Raw genomic sequence first — 16,451 nt, forward strand, 5'->3', positions numbered from 1 at the left:
CGGGGCCTTTTCTTTGGCCACGCTCCCTGCCGGCTCAACAGCAGGAGCATCCGATGCCACCCCATCAGACGATCATTACATCCGAGACCGAGCGCGATGCCGCGGCGCTCCGTCTCGACCTTCCCATTGCACTGGAAAAGGATATTGCTGAACCAGCGGCCACTTCGGCGCAAAGCGTCTTAGGCCTGCTCAAGCAGTGCTGGCGAGCGTTTCAGCGGCGGCGCCAGCGCCAGGGCTTACGGGTCACTTTGCAGGAGCTCAGTGACAGGGAGCTGATGGACATCGGCTTGACGCGTAGCGAGATCGACTACATCACATCTCAACGAGCCATCGAGACGCTTAGAGACAGGGCGACGCATCTATGGAGCCGTGGTGTGATGTGACTGATAGGCATCAGACGCGGACATGCGCTTTGCGAGCAAGCGGCGGTCAGTACGGCCGCTTGTTCATGGGAATGTGCTGCGGGTTAGTTCGGCAACTATCATGCCAATAGCCGGACCGATCTTCACGGGGAAATGACCGAGCTGCGACCTTTCGCGCCCATCCGCTCTAACAGGCGAGGGCAGCGAACAACTTTCGCGGACTCCGGGTGCCTAAACCCGTTTGCCTTGCAAGTTTTTCCACGGCAATATGCCGACAAAACAACCATGAGAACGGGAAGACAAAATGGCGGCTCCCATCAAATTCGGCGTTGGCCAAAGCGTGCTGCGGAAGGAGGATGACGCGCTCATCCGCGGCAGGGGCCGCTATACCGACGATTACACGCCGCAGGCCGCGCTCCGCTGCTTGATGCTGCGCTCGCCGCACGCGCATGCCAAATACACCATTGATGCGAGCCGTGCCCGCGGCTTACCCGGCGTCGCGCTGATCCTGACTGCCGATGACGTCAAGGATCTCGGCAATCTGCCGTGCCTGTTCAATCTCGAGACTGATCCCTTCACCGGCCCGCCATACCCGATCCTCGCCAAGGATGAGGTGCGTCATGTCGGCGATGCCGTCGCCTTCGTCGTCGCCGAGACCATCGATCAGGCCCGTGACGCGATCGAGGCAATCGACGTCAAATGGAGCCCGCTGCCGGCGGTGACCGGCGTCGTCAACGCCGTGAAGCCCGGGGCCCCGCAGGTCTGGCCGGACAAGCCAGGCAACGTGCTGTTCGACGTCTCGATCGGCGACAAGCAAGCGACCGAAGCCGCCTTCGCCAAGGCGCATGCGGTCGCCGAAATCTCCATCGTCAATCCGCGCGTGGTCGCGAGCTTCATGGAGACGCGCGCGGCCGTCTGCGAATACGACGTCAAGCGCGACCATCTGACGCTGACGGTCGGCAGCCAGGGCAGTCATCGCCTGCGCGACATCCTCTGCCAGAACGTGCTCAATATCCCCACCGATAAGATGCGGGTGATCTGCCCCGATGTCGGCGGCGGTTTCGGCACAAAACTGTTTCCGTATCGGGAATACGCCCTGATGGCGGTCGCGGCGCGACAGCTGAAGAAGGCGGTGAAGTGGGCGGCCGATCGCTCCGAGCATTTCATGGGCGACGCGCAGGGCCGCGACAACGTCACCACCGCGAAGATGGCGCTGGCCGAGGATGGCAAGTTCCTCGCGATGGATTGCGACCTAATGGGCGACATGGGCGCGTATCTGTCGACCTTCGGTCCCTACATTCCGCATGGCGGCGCCGGCATGTTGCCGGGCCTCTATGACATCCAGGCCTTCCATTGCCGGGTGCGCACCATCTTCACCCACAGCGTGCCGGTCGATGCCTATCGCGGTGCGGGGCGACCCGAGGCAGCCTACGTCATCGAACGCCTCGTCGACGCCTGCGCGCGCAAACTCGACATGACGCCGGATGCCATCCGTCGCAAGAATTTCATCCCGCCGAAGGCACTGCCCTACAAGACCGCGACCGGCAAGGTCTACGATTCCGGCGACTTCGCCGCGCATCTGAAGCGCGCGATGGAGATCGCGGAATGGAAGGAGTTTGGCAAGCGCGCCAAGGCGGCCAAGAAGCAGGGGCTGATCCGCGGCATCGGCCTTGCGAGCTATGTCGAGATTTGCGGCGTGATGGGTGAGGAGACGGCCAACGTCCGCCTCGATCCCAATGGCGATGTCACCGTCCTGATCGGCACGCAATCGAGCGGGCAGGGCCATCAGACCGCCTATGCGCAGATCGTCGCCGAACAGTTCGGCCTGCCGCCGGAGCGTGTGCATATCCGCCAGGGCGACACCGACGAGATCGCGACGGGCCTCGGCACCGGCGGTTCGGCCTCGATTCCCACCGGCGGCGTATGCGTGGAGCGTGCAGCGGGCGATCTCGGCAAGAAGCTGAAGGAGTTCGCAGCGCAGGCGCTGGAAGCGAGCGCGGGCGACCTCGAAATCACCGACGGCGTGATTCGGATCGCCGGCACCGACCGCTTGATCTCCTTCGCCGACCTCGCCAAGCGGCCCGGCGCCGATCCGTCGAAGCTGAACGGCAGCGCGACCTTCGCCAGCGCCGACGGCACCTATCCCAACGGCACGCATCTGGCGGAGGTCGAGCTCGATCCGGCCACCGGCATCATCAAGATCGTCAACTATGTGATCGTCGACGATTTCGGCAAGACGCTCAATCCGCTGCTGCTGGCGGGGCAGGTGCATGGCGGCGCCATGCAGGGCATCGGCCAGGCCTTGATGGAGCAGGTGGTCTATGGCGCGAGCGACGGCCAGCTCATCACCGCGACCTACATGGACTACGCACTGCCGCGCGCGGCGGACGGGCCGGCCTTCGTGTTCGAGACCAACAACGTTCCCTGCAAGACCAATCCGCTGGGCGTGAAGGGGGCGGGCGAGGCCGGCGCGATCGGCTCCTGTCCGGCCGTCGTCAACGCCATCGTCGATGCGCTCTGGCGCGAATACAAGATCGACCACATCGACATGCCGGCAACGCCCGAGCGGGTGTGGATTGCGATCAACGAGCATCACCGCCGTCACAGTCTCTAGGCCCGGAACCTCCCGCGCGGGAATAAACGCCCTGCGCGGGGTTCTATTCATGATGGCCGAATTCCCCCAACCGCCTCGGAGACACAAGCCGATGAGACGAACGATGATTGTCGCGGGTACCCTGCTGCTGGGTGTGGGCGCCGTGACGGCGCAGCAGGAGATCGCCGTTCATCAGGACAATCTGATGCGTTCGCAGGCCAAGAGCCTGTACTCGGTCATTCAGAAGATGACCAAGGGCGACATCCCCTACAACCAGAAGGCCGTCGACGAGGCGATTGCCAATCTGGAGGCCGATGTTGCCAAGATCGCCAAGACCTTCGAGGTCAATCCCAAGCAGGATGTGGTGAACGCGACCTACGGCGCCTCGCAAAAGGTCTGGCAGAACAAGGCCGATTTCGACTCCAAGATCCCTCCGGTGCAGAAGGCGATCGCCGACGTCAAAGGCAAGATCCACAATGTCGCGACGCTGAAGACGGCCTACACCGCGATCAACGACCGCTGCAACGATTGTCACGAAACCTATCGCTTGAAGTTGAAATAGCCGGGCGACGCGGAATTAGTAGCGGCGGTTGCGAAAGCAGCCGCCTTTTTTGCGTGGCCGCGAGTCGCAGCACGGCAGAAATTCCGTCCGCAAGGCCTGACGGATCGCTGCCGGAGCAGCTATCTTTGCACCAACGGCCGTGGCGTTGATGCGAGTCGGCACATCTCCTTCCCGACAGCCTCACGAGGTCGGGGGGTCCAACGCGCGGCAGGCAGCTGAACCAGCAGCGAGATAGGCCATGGCAAAACCGTTCCCGTCGAAGACCCACATCGGCAACCATATGCTGCATCCGGAAACGCTGATGCTGACCTATGGCTATGACCCGCAACTGTCGGAAGGCGCCATCAAGCCGCCGGTGTTCCTGACCTCGACCTTCGTGTTCAAGACGGCCGACGACGGCCAGGACTTCTTCGACTACGTCGCCGGCCGGCGCGAGCCGCCGGAAGGGATGGGCGCAGGCCTGGTCTATTCGCGCTTCAATCATCCCAACAGCGAGATCGTCGAGGATCGGCTCTCGATCTACGAGCGCACCGAGAGCTGCGCTCTGTTCTCGTCCGGCATGGCGGCCATCGCAACCACGATCCTGGCTTTCGTGCGCCCCGGCGACGTCATTCTGCACTCCCAGCCGCTCTATGGCGGGACGGAAACGCTGCTGACGAACACGCTTGCGCGTCTGTCGATCGGCGCCGTCGGCTTCGCCGATGGCATCGACGAGGCGGCAGTCAAGCAGGCCGCGGAGGAGGCCATGCGCAAGGGCCGGGTGTCGATGATCCTGATCGAAACTCCCGCCAATCCGACCAACGGGCTGGTCGACATCGCGATGATGCGCCGTGTCGCCGAAGTCATCGGAAAGGCTCAGGGACACACGCCGATCATCGCCTGCGACAATACGCTGCTCGGACCGGTGTTTCAGCGACCGATCGAGCACGGCGCAGATATTTCCTTGTACTCGCTCACGAAATATGTCGGCGGTCATTCGGACCTGATCGCGGGCGCCGCGCTCGGCTCGAAGGCGCTCATGAAGGGGATCAAGGCGCTGCGCGGCGCCATCGGCACCCAGCTCGATCCGCATTCCTGCTGGATGATCAACCGGTCGCTCGAGACGCTGAGCCTGCGCATGGAAAAGGCCGATGTGAATGCGCGCCTCGTCGCGGATTATTTGCGCGATCACCCCAAGGTGGCGAAAGTCCACTATCTCGGTCATCACGAGGACGCATCGCCAGCCGGACGGGTGTTCACGGAACAGTGCTCAGGCGCCGGCTCCACCTTCTCGTTCGATATCGTCGGCGGCAAGGAAGCGGCCGTCAAATTCCTCAACGCGCTCCAGATCTTCAAGCTCGCCGTGAGTCTCGGCGGAACGGAATCGCTGGCCAGCCTGCCGGCGACGATGACCCATTCCGGCGTTCCCGCCGACATCCGCCGGAAAATCGGTGTCCTCGATTCCACGATCCGGCTGTCGATCGGAATCGAAAATCCGTCGGACCTGATCGCCGATCTCGCGCAGGCGCTGAACGCGGCTTGAGCAGGGTCAGAGTCGTAGATCTCGTAGCCCGGATGGAGCGCAGCGAAATCCGGGGGAGACCTATCCACACGCGCAGGCTTCCCGGATTGCGCCATCGGGCGGCGCTTCGCGCCGACCCGTTGGCTCCATCCGGGCTACGAAGTTCAACTGCTGTGGAATCGAAAAGGCCGGACGCTCCCTCCCAGCGTCCGGCCCTTCCGCGACGAAGCAGCGTTTGCGCTTACTTCGTCACCTGGCCGCGGATCTCGCCGCCCGGGTTCGCCGCCGTGTGGATGTTGATGTAGTACTTGCCGCCGAGCAGATCGGCGGCCTGCGCGTCGGTGAGCGTCGCTTCGCCCTTGGCCGGGCTCGAGGCCGCATTCGGGATCGCGACCGCAACGCCGGCGTTCTTGCCGGCCTCGGCCGGGCCATGGAAATGAGCCGCGGTGGCAGGGCCAGAGAGCCCGGAATAGGTGACGGTCCAGGACAGTTTCTTGCTGGCGGCATCGTAATTCAGATCGGCCGTTCCGGTGCCGCTGGTGGTCGTTGCGGGTACCTCGGACTTGCCGTCGAGCGTTGCTTTCAGCTTTTCGGCGCAGGCCGGGCCTGCAAAAGCGACGGCACCGAGCGCGCACATGGCGATGACGGTCTTGTTCATGACATTCTCCCTGCAAAACCCGTTCGGGCTGGCTAACTTTCAACAGTCGGCATTTCAGTTTATTCCCGTTTCCGGCCAGGGCGGGCTAAATTCTTTGTGGTTGGAGCCGCACGGAGATCGGTCATAGGTTCGCCGCAACGAATGAATGGATCAGCATGTTGCAACGAACAATTTTCGTGGCGCTACTCGTCGCGGTCGCCGCTACGGGCATCTATTGGTGGCTCAGCGCGCCGGTGGTGGCGGCTGCGAGCACCACGCCGCCGCCCCATGCGCCTGATCTTGCCAATGGCGAGGTGATGTTCAACGCCGGCGGCTGCGCGTCCTGCCATGCCGTTCCCAATCAGACCGATCGTCTCAGGCTTGGTGGCGGCGTCGCGATCAAGTCGCCGTTCGGAACGTTCTACGCGCCGAACATCTCGCCCGATCCGGCCGACGGCATCGGCAAATGGACGGATGCCGATTTCGTCAATGCGGTGATGCACGGGGTCTCGCCGTCCGGGCAGCATTACTTTCCGGCGTTTCCCTACACCTCCTATCAGCACGCCAGGCGCGAGGACGTGCTCGATCTCTTTGCGTATCTGAAAACGCTGCCGGCCGTTGCAGGCAAGGTGCGTGACCACGACGTCGGCTTTCCCTTCGACATCAGGCGCAACATCGGCATCTGGAAGTTCTTATTTCTGGACGACAAGCCCTTCGTCGCCGACGCCGCGAAGTCGCCGGAATTCAATCGCGGCGCCTATCTCGTGAACAGTTTCGGCCATTGCGCCGAATGCCACAGCCCGCGCAACGCGCTTGGCGGCATCATTTCCGGCGAGCGGTTTGCCGGCGGGCCCAATCCGGAAGGCGAAGGGTGGGTGCCCAACATCACCCAGAAGCGCCTCGGTGACTGGAGCGCGAAGGATATTGCCTATTTCCTCAAGACCGGCGAATTGCCCGACGGCGACAGCGCCGGCGGCGCGATGACGCGCGTCATCAAGAACACCTCGCAATTGCCGGATGCGGATCTCGCGGCGATGGCGGACTACGTCAAATCGCTGCCGCCGGTGGACGGGCCGACGCCGCCCAAGCGCAAGCAGGGCAGCTAGTGTAGCTCGATCGGATGTCCGGGGTTCACCTCTCCCCAACGGGGAGAGGTCGGATTGCGCCTGGCGATGCGAAGGATCGTCTAACCAAACTCATCCCGCACTACCGACGCAGCGCTAGCTCGTGCCGAACGCCTTGAACGTGATGATGGTGAGGGTGTCCTGGATGCCCGGCAGCACCTGCACCTTCTCGTTCACGAAGTGGCCGATGTCGGTGTCCTTGTCGACGTAGAACTTCACCAGGAGGTCGTATTGGCCGGCGGTGGAGTAGATCTCGGAGGCGATCTCGGCTTCGGCGAGCGCATTGGCGACCACATAGGACTGGCCGAGCTTGCATTTGATCTGGACGAAAAAGGGAACCATCGCGGTCACTCCGAAAGCACATCTGGCTGGCTAATAGGCCAAAACCGGCCGCATTTAGCAAGCGAACTTGCCGGCCGCCAGATGCCGGCCCGGCGCTCAGGAGGCGACGGCCGCCGCCGCGAACGCATCCCTGAGCCGCTGCGCGAGCTCGACCTTGCGATAGGGTTTGGTCAGCACGATCGCCTGCGCATGCGCGCGGCCCTGCTCCACCAGGATCTCCAGTGCGTAGCCCGAGGTGAACAAGACCGGCAGGCCCGGGCGAATCCGCCGCGCCTGATCGGCGAGCTCCCAGCCACTCATGCCGCCGGGCATCACGATATCGGTGAACAGCATGTCGATGCTGGGATCGGTGCGCAGCTGCTGCAGAGCCTCCTTGCCATTGACGGCGGCAACGACGCGATATCCGAGAGCTTCCACCCTGCGAATGGCTGAGGAGCGGACGAACGGATCGTCCTCGGCGATCAGGATGGTCTCGTATCCTCTGGGCGCCGTGTCCTCGCCGTCCGCAAGGTCGGCCTGTGTTTGCCCTGCGTCGGCGCGCGGCAGGTAGATCCGGACCGTCGTCCCAAACCCCGTCTCGCTGTAGATCGAGACATGGCCATTGGATTGCTTGGCAAAGCCATAGACCATGCTGAGACCGAGGCCGGAGCCCTTGCCGACCTCCTTGGTGGTGAAGAACGGCTCGAAGGCGCGCGCGGTGACATCAGGCGTCATGCCTTCGCCGTCGTCGGTGACCGAGATCAACGCGTAAGTGCCGGATGCGACTTCCGGGTGAAGGACACGATAGTCGTCGTCGATCGCAACCAGCTCCGTGCTCAGCGCCAGATGTCCTCCTGACGGCATGGCATCCTGTGCGTTGAGCGCAAGGTTCAGCACGGCGGATTCGAGCTGGGTGCGATCTGCAAAGGCCATGATCGTGCCGGGCCCGGAGCTCGTCCTGATCTCGACATTTTCGCGCAACGTGCGCTTGAGCAGCTTGAACATGGAATCGAGCAGGCCGCGGCAATCAATCATCTGAGGCTGGAGCAATTGGCGGCGGCTGAACGCGAGCAGGCGCTGCGTCAGCTCGGCGCCCCGTTCGCCCGATTGGCAGATGTCGTCGGCAAACCGCTTGAGGTCGGGCCTCGCCTTGAGCTGCTCGCTGAGGTGCTCGGCGTTGCCGATGATGACGGTCAAGAGATTGTTGAAATCGTGCGCGATGCCGCCGGAGAGCTGGCCGACCGTCTCCATCTTCTGCGCCTGCTGCAGCTGCTGCTCGGTTAGTTTGCGCGTGGTGAGGTCGTGGATGATGCCGACAAAGATCAATTCGCCGTCCTGCCGCGCCTGACCAACCGACAGGTCCATCGGAAAGGTCGTTTCATCCTTGCGCAGGCCGATGGCCTCGCCGCCGGTCGCGAAATGCCCCGTGCGGCTGTCGGACGCAGCAGCTGCCTCGGGCATCAGCATGCCGATATTCCGGCCCATCACCTCGTCGGAGCGGTAGCCGAACAAGCGCTCGCAGGCTGGATTGAACAGCAGGATGCGGTCCTGGGCATCGAACAGGATGACCCCGTCGACCGCGGTCTCGACGATTGCGGTGAGGCGCGCCATGCTGTCGCGCATCGCGCGCTGGGCTTCCCCGACCTGCTGGAGAAGGAGCGTCGCGTCCCGGGTCTTGATTTCCTCCTCCTCGAGCGCGGCCTGGACCTGCCGAAGCTCGAACGGAGAGGGAATCGTCAGGATCTTCGGCAGCAGCGGCCAGAGCGCAGCGGCGGTCACCACGGACGCGACCGCTGTGGTCGCCTTGACGAGGCCTTCGATGCCATAGATCGGGACCCAAAGCGTGTAGATCGACAGCACATGGGTCAGGCCGCACGCCATGATGAAGATCGCGAACGCCCAGTAGACCCAACCGAATTTGAGGTCGCGCCGCTTGGTGACGAGGATCGCGAGTGCGAACGGGATCGAAAAATAGGCGGCGGCGATGCAGGCGTCGGAAACGACATGGAGCCAGATCAGTTCGGGTTCCCACAACAGGCAAATGCCGTGCGGCGACAGCATCGAGGAGTCGAGGAGACGTTCAAAATAGGCCCACATAATTCCACCCCGGGAAGACGTGCGAGCCGGGGGCGGCTCGCGCGAATGGTGTCGCTGGACGATTCCACCACCTAACGTCTCACTCATCGGTGTGGACGCCAAGGGCGGGTTATCAAGGCTATGGCGAGGCTCGATTTTTCAAGCCCGTCCGACTGCGGGGGCATGCCGCGCCGGTTGCGGGCGCGACGGGCCGCGGCGAATCATGGCGGCGGGCCGTGGCGCTTGCTGCTGTTCCACGGTCGCGCTAGGACAGGCCATGGCGGTGTCCTCAAGCAAATGCATCCCGCGATGACGACCCCGGTCGCACTTACCATCGCCGGCTCCGATTCGAGCGGCGGCGCCGGCATCCAGGCGGACCTGAAGACTTTTGCCGCGCTCGGCGTCTATGGCGCCTCCGCCGTCACGGCGCTGACGGCGCAGAACACGCGCGGCGTCACCGGTATTCACGCGGTGCCGGCGGAGTTCGTCACGGCACAGATCGATGCGGTGTTTTCCGATCTCGATGTCGGCGCGGTGAAGATCGGCATGGTGGCCCAGGCCGCCAGCATCGAGGCGATCGCGGCCGCGCTATCGCGCTGGTCGCCCCGGCACGTGGTGCTCGATCCCGTGATGGTGGCAACATCAGGCGACCGGCTGCTGGCCTCCGAGGCCGTCGAAGCGTTGCGCACGAGACTGATACCGCTCGCCTCGGTGATCACGCCGAACCTGCCCGAGGCCGCCGCGCTGCTCGAGGAGCCGGTGGCGGAAAGCGAGGCCGAGATCGAAAGCCAGGGGCGCCGCCTGCTGGCGCTCGGCTGCCGCGCAGTCCTGGTCAAGGGCGGGCACGGCGAGGGCGCCGAGAGCATCGACTATCTGGTCGATGCCGACAACACCATCGCGCTCGCTGCGCCGCGCCTCGCCACCAAGAACACCCATGGCACCGGCTGCTCGCTGTCATCAGCGGTCGCGGCCGGTCTCGCCAGGGGCGAGGATCTCGAGCAAGCGGTGCGCAATGCCAAGGCCTGGATCACCGCGGCGATCGCGGCCGCCGACCGCTTCAGTGCCGGCCAGGGACACGGTCCGGTCCATCATTTCCACAAGTTCTACTGACGCCGGCTTGGGCAGGCCCGGCGGCCCCTCGTTGCGAAAAAACCTATGCGGTTCCGTATCTTTGCGGAGGCCGCTGTAGCGCCATGTCGCCTGATTGTCGCATGCGACTGATATTCGCGGGGAGGGCGAGGCAAGGCGTGATTCGTATTTGAAGGTGCCTCGAAGGTTCAATCGGTCATCCCCCTGTCACGGGACATTGTTACAGGCTGGCGCATGGGAAGCTACGATGTGAGTGACGAGAGCCCGGAGCGGCGCTTTCGCACGTTGTTCATCTCCGACGTCCATCTCGGAGCCCGCGGTTCTCAAGCCGACCTTCTGCTCGACTTCCTGCGCTACCACGATGCCGACACCATCTATCTCGTCGGCGACATCGTCGACGGCTGGGCGCTGAAATCGAGCTGGCACTGGCCGCAATCGCACAACGACCTGGTCCAGAAGTTGCTGCGCAAGGCGCGCAAGGGCGCCAAAATCATCTACATTCCCGGCAATCACGACGAGTTCTTGCGCAATTATTACGGCACGCATTTCGGCGGCATCGACGTGGTCGAGAACACCGTCCATACCGGCGTCGACGGCAAGCGCTATCTCGTCATCCACGGCGACATCTTCGACCTCGTGGTGCAGAACGCGCGCTGGCTCGCCCATCTCGGCGACAAGGCCTACGACTTCGCGATCCAGATGAATCGCTTGGTCAATTTCTTCCGCCGCCTGTTCGGCGTGCCCTATTGGTCGCTGTCGCAATGGGCCAAGCAGAAGGTTAAGAACGCGGTCAACTATATCGGCGCGTTCGAGCAGGCGCTCGCCGCCGAAGCGCGGCGCCATGAGGCCGACGGCGTGATCTGCGGCCACATCCATTATGCCGTGATCCGCGACGAGGCCGGCATCCGCTACATGAACTGCGGCGACTGGGTCGAGAGCTGCACGGCCCTCGTCGAGCACGACGACGGCCATTTCGAGATCATCACCTGGGCAGATCATTTGCAGAAGCCCGCACAAGTTCCGCAGGTCGCGGCAAGAGCTGCCTGATGAGAGCTGCCTGATGCGCATCCTGGTCGCGACCGACGCCTGGCACCCGCAAGTCAACGGTGTGGTTCGGACGCTGACCAAGCTCGCTGACGCCGCCGAGGGGCTCGGCGTCGCGTTCACGTTCCTGACGCCGCAATCGTTCCGCACCTTCGCGATGCCGAGCTATCGCGACGTACGCCTCGCCATGCCGCGTCCGGCGCGAATTGCAAAGCTGATCGAAGAGGCCCGCCCGGACAGCATCCATATCGCGACGGAAGGGCCGATCGGCCTGATGGTCCGCCGTTATTGCCGCCAGCGCAGGCTGCCGTTCACGACCAGCTTCCACACCCGCTTTCCCGAATATGTCCGCGCCCGCGTGCCGGTGCCGGGCTCGCTGATCTGGCGGGCGCTGCGCCGCTTCCATGCGCCCAGCCGCGCCGTGATGGCGGCAACGCCTGCGCTCGCCCGCGAGCTCGGCGAGCGCGGCTTCGACAATGTCGTGCTGTGGCCGCGCGGCGTCGACACCCATTTGTTCCACCCGCGCGCGATCGACCTCTGTCTGCCGGCGCCGGTATTCCTGTCGGTCGGCCGGGTCGCAGTGGAGAAGAATCTCGAGGCCTTTCTCGATCTCGATCTGCCCGGCACCAAGGTGATCGTCGGCGACGGTCCGGCACGCGCCTCGCTCGAACAGGCCTATCCCGATGCGATCTTCCTCGGCGAGAAGCACGGCGAGGCGCTGGCGGAAATCTATGCTGCGGCCGACGTCTTCGTGTTCCCGAGCAAGACCGACACGTTCGGCCTGGTCCTGCTGGAAGCGCTCGCCAGCGGCCTGCCGGTGGCGGCCTTCCCCGTGAAGGGTCCCCGCGACGTGATCGGCAATGCGCCGGTCGGCGTTCTCGATCGCGATCTGCGCAGCGCCTGCTTCGCCGCGCTCGACATCTCCCGGCAGGACTGCGTCGCGTTCGCCGCGAATTACACCTGGGAGGCTTCGGCCAGGGCTTTCGTGGCTAGCATCGAGGCGGTCGGCGCGGTACTGCCCGGCCGGAACGGGGCGGAACAGCCACGCTTCGTCGCCTGACGGGGAAAATCCTCGCGGGGAGGTGTCTTGCCCGCGGCTCGTCGGCCGCGATAAAGTCGGCCATGACCGAACAGCTCCTCCCGGTCGGCCCCGCCGACATCGACGCCGCAGCGCGCGTGATCGCGCCTTACGCCATCCGCACCCCGCTGTTGTCTTTTCCCGTGCTCAACGAGCGCGTCGGCGCAAAGGTCTTCCTGAAGCCGGAAATGCTCCAGCGCACCGGCTCCTTCAAGTTCCGCGGCGCCTTCAACAAGGTGTTCTCGATTCCGCAGGACAAGCGCGCCGGCGGCGTCGTCGCGTTCTCCTCGGGCAACCACGCCCAGGGCGTGGCGGCCGCGGCAAAAATCCTCGACATGCAGGCGACGATCGTGATGCCGGCGGATGCGCCGCTGTCCAAGCGCGAGCGCACCAAATCCTACGGCGCAGAGGTCGTGCTGTACGATCGCGACCGCGACGACCGCGAGGCGATCTCGCGCGGCATCGCCGAAAAACGCGGCGCGACACTGGTCAAGCCGTATGACGATCCCTTCGTGATTGCGGGGCAGGGCACCGCCGGCCGCGAGATCGCGGAGGACATGGCGGGCCTCGGCCTTGCCCCCGATATCGTGGTGGCGCCGGCCTCCGGCGGCGGCCTGATCGCGGGCGTCGCCACGGCGGTGAAGGCGCGCTATCCGCTCGCCGAAATCGTGGTCGCCGAGCCCGAGGCTTTCGACGATCACGGCATTTCGCTGACCGCCGGCCATCGTGAGCCGCATCCGCCGGCGGGCCGCACCATCTGCGATGCGCTGATGGCCCTGATGCCCGGCGAGATGACGTTTGCGATCAACAGCAAGCTACTCGCGCGCGGCGTCACGGCGTCGGATGCCGAAGTCGGTGCGGCCGTGGCCTTCGCCTATCGCGAGCTGAAGCTCGTGGTGGAGCCGGGCGGCGCCGTGGGCCTTGCCGCGCTGCTCGCGGGTCGGCTTGATGTGGCCGGCAAGAACGTCGTCATCGTGCTCTCCGGCGGCAATGTCGATGCGGACTTGTTCGCCGAGCTGGTGGCTTGATTGCAATTGAGCAGTGCTAGCGACTGGGCTCGGTCCACCTCTCCCCAGCGGGGAGAGGTCGGATTGCGCAGCAACCCGGGTGAGGGGCCGCGGCGCACAGTGAGACTGTAACCCCTCACCCGGATCGCATCTGTCGATGCGATCCGACCTCTCCCTTCGGGAGAGGTGGACCGCTTGCCCGGCCTAACGTATCCGATCTCGTCCAGTTTGATTCCCTCACACGCAGAAGGGGCAGAGCGTTGCCGCTCTGCCCCTTTGTCGTGTGTGGCTGATCGCGATCAGTGCATGAAGCCGCCGCGACGATTACCGTCGCCGCCCATGCTCGGCGCCTGGTTCATCGACTGCCGGAAGTTGTTGCCGCTGTTGACCATGCGGTTCGGCGTCGTGTTGAGTTGCGGACGGTTGGTCTGCACGTTGTTCTGGACCTGCACCTTTTTCACCGGATTGTTGTTGAGCTTCACGATGCCGGTGTTGCCGTTGTTGATGCGGATCGGGTGGTTCTGGGTCTGAACGGGCTTCACATCGATAGTCGAGCCACCCTTGCCGACATTCACCGGCATGCTCACGATCTTGCCGTTGCCGTTGGCGTTGCCGGCGTTCGGCGCGGTGTTGGTCGCCGGCAGCGTCACGATCTTGCCGATGCCGCCGTTGTTCGTCGTGTTGGTCGGCGCGGGCAGGGTGACGATCTTGCCCGGGGTCTGCGACGGCGTGCCGTTCGGCTGGTTGTTGCCTGAGGGCAGGTTGATGATCTGGCCACCATTGCCGAGCTTGCCGATGACGTTGCCGTCGATCGGCTTCTGCACGACCGGCGGATTGCCGTTCACTTGCGCGCCGCCATTGCCCTGCTGCATCAGCGGCATGTATTTAGGCTGGCCGAGATTGCCGATCTTCAGCGTCGGGGCGATGTTCTGTGGCGCCAGGAACTTGGTCGCCTGCATCAACGGGATCTGCTTCGGCTGCGCCTGCAGCTTCAGCGCGACTTGCGCATAGGGGCTGTTGCTGTAGCTGTCATAGAAGCTCTTGTAGCCGAGCGGCGAGTTCGCGAGCACAGCCTTGTGCCAGGCCTGCGTGAGCAGGAGGTTGTTGAGCAGCCAGCGGATGTGGTCGCACAGCGGGTCGTGCGGGTACATCTGGATGAACTCCTGATAATATTCCGGCCGGCCCTCGGACACGACGTAGTCATAGGCCTGGCGGGTCGAGCGGCTCGGCAGGTTGGAGGCCATCTGCACCACCGGCGCTTTTACCGGCGGCCGATTGGCGGCAACGGCGGTGTCGCCGAAGAAGGTGAAGTCCGAGGTCAGCGACGAGCTCTCCCACGGAATCTGCGCACCGCTGGTGGTCTGGTTCACCTGCAGGCGCACGCGCTTGAACAGCTGCTCGATCGGCACGTTGGGCTCGCGCGCGACGTTCAGGAACGCCTGGGTGTAGGGGCTGTGGCCGCTGGTGCCGTCGAGCGCTTCGGCGCCCGGCGCGGTCGAGTAGCCGACGATCGAGCCGTTCGGCGCATCGACAATGGCCAAGCCGCGGCCGGCATCGTTGACTTGAGGGAACGGGTTGTTGCGGCAGGCATCGAGGATGACGATGCGCATGCGGCTCGGGATCGTCTCCAGCGTCGACATCACGTCGACCAGACGCACCGAGTTGTTGACGAGCTCGGTCGGGCTCGACACCTTGGCGTCGACGGGAACGAGATAGTTCTCGCCGGCGAGCTGCACGCCGTGACCGGCGTAATAGACCATCGCCACCGTGTTCGGACCGCGCGAAGCGACCTTGGCGGAAAAGTCCTGCACCACGCGCAGCATGTCGTTCTGGGTGAGGTCGGTCGCGGCGACCACTTCGAAACCGGCCGAGTTCAGGAATTGCGCCATCGATTGCGCGTCATCGTCGGGGTTCGCAAGTTGCGGCGCGTTCTGATAGTTCGCATTGCCGATCACCAGCGCCACCCGCTGCTCCGGGCCTTGCAGCGCGGTGGGAGCCGGCGCAACCGGGGCGACTTGCGCGGAAACGGGCCCGCAAGCGAAGCCGAACAGGCTTCCCAAGAGGCCGGCAGTCATCAGGAAAGGCTTTAGGCGGAACATGGCGTGCTCCTTTGCCACTCATCTCGATGCGAGATTGGTTGCGAGCAAGCTTGGCCGCGTTCGAGTCCGGCGTCCGTGATCCCTATCACGATGGTAAGTTGCGTGATCTGAATCACGCTTGGAACCTGCTATGGCTAGCGATCGATTGGCAGGATGGCCTCCGCGCAATCGATCGACTATTGTCGATTCATGCTGCGCCTTATGTGTCTATTCGTTGCTGTCATCCTGTCTCTGCTGCCCGCAGTCGCGCCCGCCGAGCCCGTTCAGAAGCGTCCCAAGCCGGTCTGGCGCGGCTACGGCTTCCTGCCGGGCTATCGCCAGCCGCTAAGCAACAGCATTCCGCTCTACAAGCAGAAGGACGCGATGCGCCGCCTGTCGCGCGCGGACCGGCGCCACTGGTACATCGACCCGGTCCCTCAGTATTATCGTTGGGATGGCGATTGGCACTATTTCGGCCGCCCCGGCTTCGGCGGCGGCCGCTACAATGGCGGCAGCTTCGGTCCATGCTGGACGCGGACGCCGATCGGGCCGATCTGGAATTGCGGGTGACGAGGGGGCGCGCGACTAGCCCGTCATTGCGAGCGTAGCGAAGCAATCCAGAGTCTTTCCGCGGAGGGATTCTGGATTGCTTCGCTACGCTCGCAATGATGGGATGGACGGCCCCCGAACGGCATCGGTGTGCCAGACTGGTGATGTTGAGTCGAACCAGACAAAGGGAGCCGTCCATGACGAAGATTAGCACGATTGGGGTTGATCTGGCGAAGAACGTTTTTCAAGTCCACGGGATTGACGCGTCGGGAGCTGTGGTGGTGAGGCGCCAGCTCAAGCGAGCCTCGGTCGAGAAGTTTTTCGCACAGTTGCCGCCGTGCCTGGTGGGCATGGAGGCTTGCGGCAGCGCTCATCATTGGGCGCGCGTGATCGGCCGGTATGGCCACGAGGTGCGGTTGATGCCGCCGGC

The 16,451-nt window shown here is 64.2% G+C and carries 14 protein-coding genes and 1 pseudogene; 11 read left to right on the forward strand and 4 right to left on the reverse strand.

The window, feature by feature from the left end:
* Positions 1–53: 53 nt before the first annotated feature.
* From BLV07_RS26905 to BLV07_RS26920, 4 genes are all read left to right on the forward strand, one after another.
* Entirely contained in the window at positions 54–383 is a 330-nt protein-coding gene (locus tag BLV07_RS26905) for a DUF1127 domain-containing protein (RefSeq protein ID WP_091891981.1), read from the forward strand.
* 283 nt (positions 384–666) lie between these two features.
* Positions 667–2,976: a xanthine dehydrogenase family protein molybdopterin-binding subunit gene (locus BLV07_RS26910; protein ID WP_091891983.1), complete on the forward strand. Its 2,310-nt coding sequence runs from the start codon at positions 667–669 to the stop codon at positions 2,974–2,976.
* 91 nt (positions 2,977–3,067) lie between these two features.
* Entirely contained in the window at positions 3,068–3,517 is a 450-nt protein-coding gene (locus tag BLV07_RS26915) for a cytochrome c (protein WP_091891985.1), read from the forward strand.
* A 238-nt stretch (positions 3,518–3,755) separates the two neighbouring features.
* On the forward strand, positions 3,756–5,039 hold the full coding sequence (locus BLV07_RS26920; RefSeq protein WP_091891988.1) for a cystathionine gamma-synthase family protein: 1,284 nt from the start codon (positions 3,756–3,758) through the stop codon (positions 5,037–5,039).
* Positions 5,040–5,259: 220 nt separating this feature from the next.
* Here the strand turns inward: BLV07_RS26920 and BLV07_RS26925 are convergent, their stop codons facing one another.
* The gene (locus tag BLV07_RS26925; RefSeq protein WP_091891990.1) at positions 5,260–5,676 is read right to left on the reverse strand and encodes a CHRD domain-containing protein; all 417 of its coding nucleotides are present in this window, start codon (positions 5,674–5,676) and stop codon (positions 5,260–5,262) included.
* Positions 5,677–5,831: 155 nt separating this feature from the next.
* Between BLV07_RS26925 and BLV07_RS26930 the strand changes: the two genes are divergently transcribed.
* Positions 5,832–6,761 (forward strand): cytochrome c, encoded by a 930-nt coding sequence (locus BLV07_RS26930; protein WP_091891992.1) that lies wholly within the window; start codon positions 5,832–5,834, stop codon positions 6,759–6,761.
* A 114-nt stretch (positions 6,762–6,875) separates the two neighbouring features.
* Here BLV07_RS26930 and BLV07_RS26935 read toward each other — a convergent pair whose 3' ends face one another.
* The gene (locus tag BLV07_RS26935) at positions 6,876–7,121 is read right to left on the reverse strand and encodes an Lrp/AsnC ligand binding domain-containing protein (RefSeq protein WP_091891994.1); all 246 of its coding nucleotides are present in this window, start codon (positions 7,119–7,121) and stop codon (positions 6,876–6,878) included.
* Between the two features lie 96 nt (positions 7,122–7,217).
* Positions 7,218–9,197 (reverse strand): PAS domain S-box protein, encoded by a 1,980-nt coding sequence (locus BLV07_RS26940; protein ID WP_091891996.1) that lies wholly within the window; start codon positions 9,195–9,197, stop codon positions 7,218–7,220.
* Between the two features lie 288 nt (positions 9,198–9,485).
* Here BLV07_RS26940 and thiD point away from each other — a divergent pair, with 288 nt between their 5' ends.
* The 4 genes from thiD (at position 9,486) to BLV07_RS26960 (ending at position 13,415) form a co-directional block, all read left to right on the forward strand.
* Positions 9,486–10,286: a bifunctional hydroxymethylpyrimidine kinase/phosphomethylpyrimidine kinase gene (gene thiD, locus BLV07_RS26945; protein ID WP_091892023.1), complete on the forward strand. Its 801-nt coding sequence runs from the start codon at positions 9,486–9,488 to the stop codon at positions 10,284–10,286.
* Between the two features lie 213 nt (positions 10,287–10,499).
* The gene (locus BLV07_RS26950) at positions 10,500–11,312 is read left to right on the forward strand and encodes a UDP-2,3-diacylglucosamine diphosphatase (protein ID WP_091891998.1); all 813 of its coding nucleotides are present in this window, start codon (positions 10,500–10,502) and stop codon (positions 11,310–11,312) included.
* A 13-nt stretch (positions 11,313–11,325) separates the two neighbouring features.
* Complete coding sequence (locus BLV07_RS26955; RefSeq protein ID WP_091892000.1) at positions 11,326–12,369, forward strand: glycosyltransferase family 4 protein; 1,044 nt, start codon at positions 11,326–11,328, stop codon at positions 12,367–12,369.
* 62 nt (positions 12,370–12,431) lie between these two features.
* Positions 12,432–13,415, forward strand: coding sequence for a threonine/serine dehydratase family protein (locus BLV07_RS26960; protein WP_091892002.1), 984 nt, complete (start codon positions 12,432–12,434; stop codon positions 13,413–13,415).
* A gap of 278 nt (positions 13,416–13,693) precedes the next feature.
* On the opposite strand, the gene BLV07_RS26965 is transcribed toward BLV07_RS26960, so the two are convergent.
* On the reverse strand, positions 13,694–15,493 hold the full coding sequence (locus BLV07_RS26965; protein WP_176945774.1) for a caspase family protein: 1,800 nt from the start codon (positions 15,491–15,493) through the stop codon (positions 13,694–13,696).
* Between the two features lie 189 nt (positions 15,494–15,682).
* Between BLV07_RS26965 and BLV07_RS26970 the strand changes: the two genes are divergently transcribed.
* Entirely contained in the window at positions 15,683–16,042 is a 360-nt protein-coding gene (locus BLV07_RS26970) for a hypothetical protein (protein WP_091892025.1), read from the forward strand.
* 176 nt (positions 16,043–16,218) lie between these two features.
* Positions 16,219–16,451, forward strand: a pseudogene (locus tag BLV07_RS26975) (IS110 family transposase); the annotation flags it as partial.

The organism is Bradyrhizobium sp. Rc2d (assembly GCF_900099855.1).
GTDB lineage: Bacteria > Pseudomonadota > Alphaproteobacteria > Rhizobiales > Xanthobacteraceae > Bradyrhizobium.

What these genes read in the sequence shown, in the direction of transcription:
- BLV07_RS26955 (WP_091892000.1), top strand. Translation starts at nt 11,326, where the DNA reads ATGCGCATCCTGGTCGCGACCGACGCCTGGCACCCGCAAGTCAACGGT.
- BLV07_RS26970 (WP_091892025.1), top strand. Translation starts at nt 15,683, where the DNA reads ATGCTGCGCCTTATGTGTCTATTCGTTGCTGTCATCCTGTCTCTGCTG.
- BLV07_RS26935 (WP_091891994.1), bottom strand. Translation starts at nt 7,121, where the DNA reads ATGGTTCCCTTTTTCGTCCAGATCAAATGCAAGCTCGGCCAGTCCTAT.
- BLV07_RS26925 (WP_091891990.1), bottom strand. Translation starts at nt 5,676, where the DNA reads ATGAACAAGACCGTCATCGCCATGTGCGCGCTCGGTGCCGTCGCTTTT.
- thiD (WP_091892023.1), top strand. Translation starts at nt 9,486, where the DNA reads ATGACGACCCCGGTCGCACTTACCATCGCCGGCTCCGATTCGAGCGGC.
- BLV07_RS26905 (WP_091891981.1), top strand. Translation starts at nt 54, where the DNA reads ATGCCACCCCATCAGACGATCATTACATCCGAGACCGAGCGCGATGCC.
- BLV07_RS26920 (WP_091891988.1), top strand. Translation starts at nt 3,756, where the DNA reads ATGGCAAAACCGTTCCCGTCGAAGACCCACATCGGCAACCATATGCTG.
- BLV07_RS26950 (WP_091891998.1), top strand. Translation starts at nt 10,500, where the DNA reads ATGGGAAGCTACGATGTGAGTGACGAGAGCCCGGAGCGGCGCTTTCGC.
- BLV07_RS26960 (WP_091892002.1), top strand. Translation starts at nt 12,432, where the DNA reads ATGACCGAACAGCTCCTCCCGGTCGGCCCCGCCGACATCGACGCCGCA.
- BLV07_RS26965 (WP_176945774.1), bottom strand. Translation starts at nt 15,493, where the DNA reads ATGTTCCGCCTAAAGCCTTTCCTGATGACTGCCGGCCTCTTGGGAAGC.
- BLV07_RS26940 (WP_091891996.1), bottom strand. Translation starts at nt 9,197, where the DNA reads ATGTGGGCCTATTTTGAACGTCTCCTCGACTCCTCGATGCTGTCGCCG.
- BLV07_RS26915 (WP_091891985.1), top strand. Translation starts at nt 3,068, where the DNA reads ATGAGACGAACGATGATTGTCGCGGGTACCCTGCTGCTGGGTGTGGGC.
- BLV07_RS26930 (WP_091891992.1), top strand. Translation starts at nt 5,832, where the DNA reads ATGTTGCAACGAACAATTTTCGTGGCGCTACTCGTCGCGGTCGCCGCT.
- BLV07_RS26910 (WP_091891983.1), top strand. Translation starts at nt 667, where the DNA reads ATGGCGGCTCCCATCAAATTCGGCGTTGGCCAAAGCGTGCTGCGGAAG.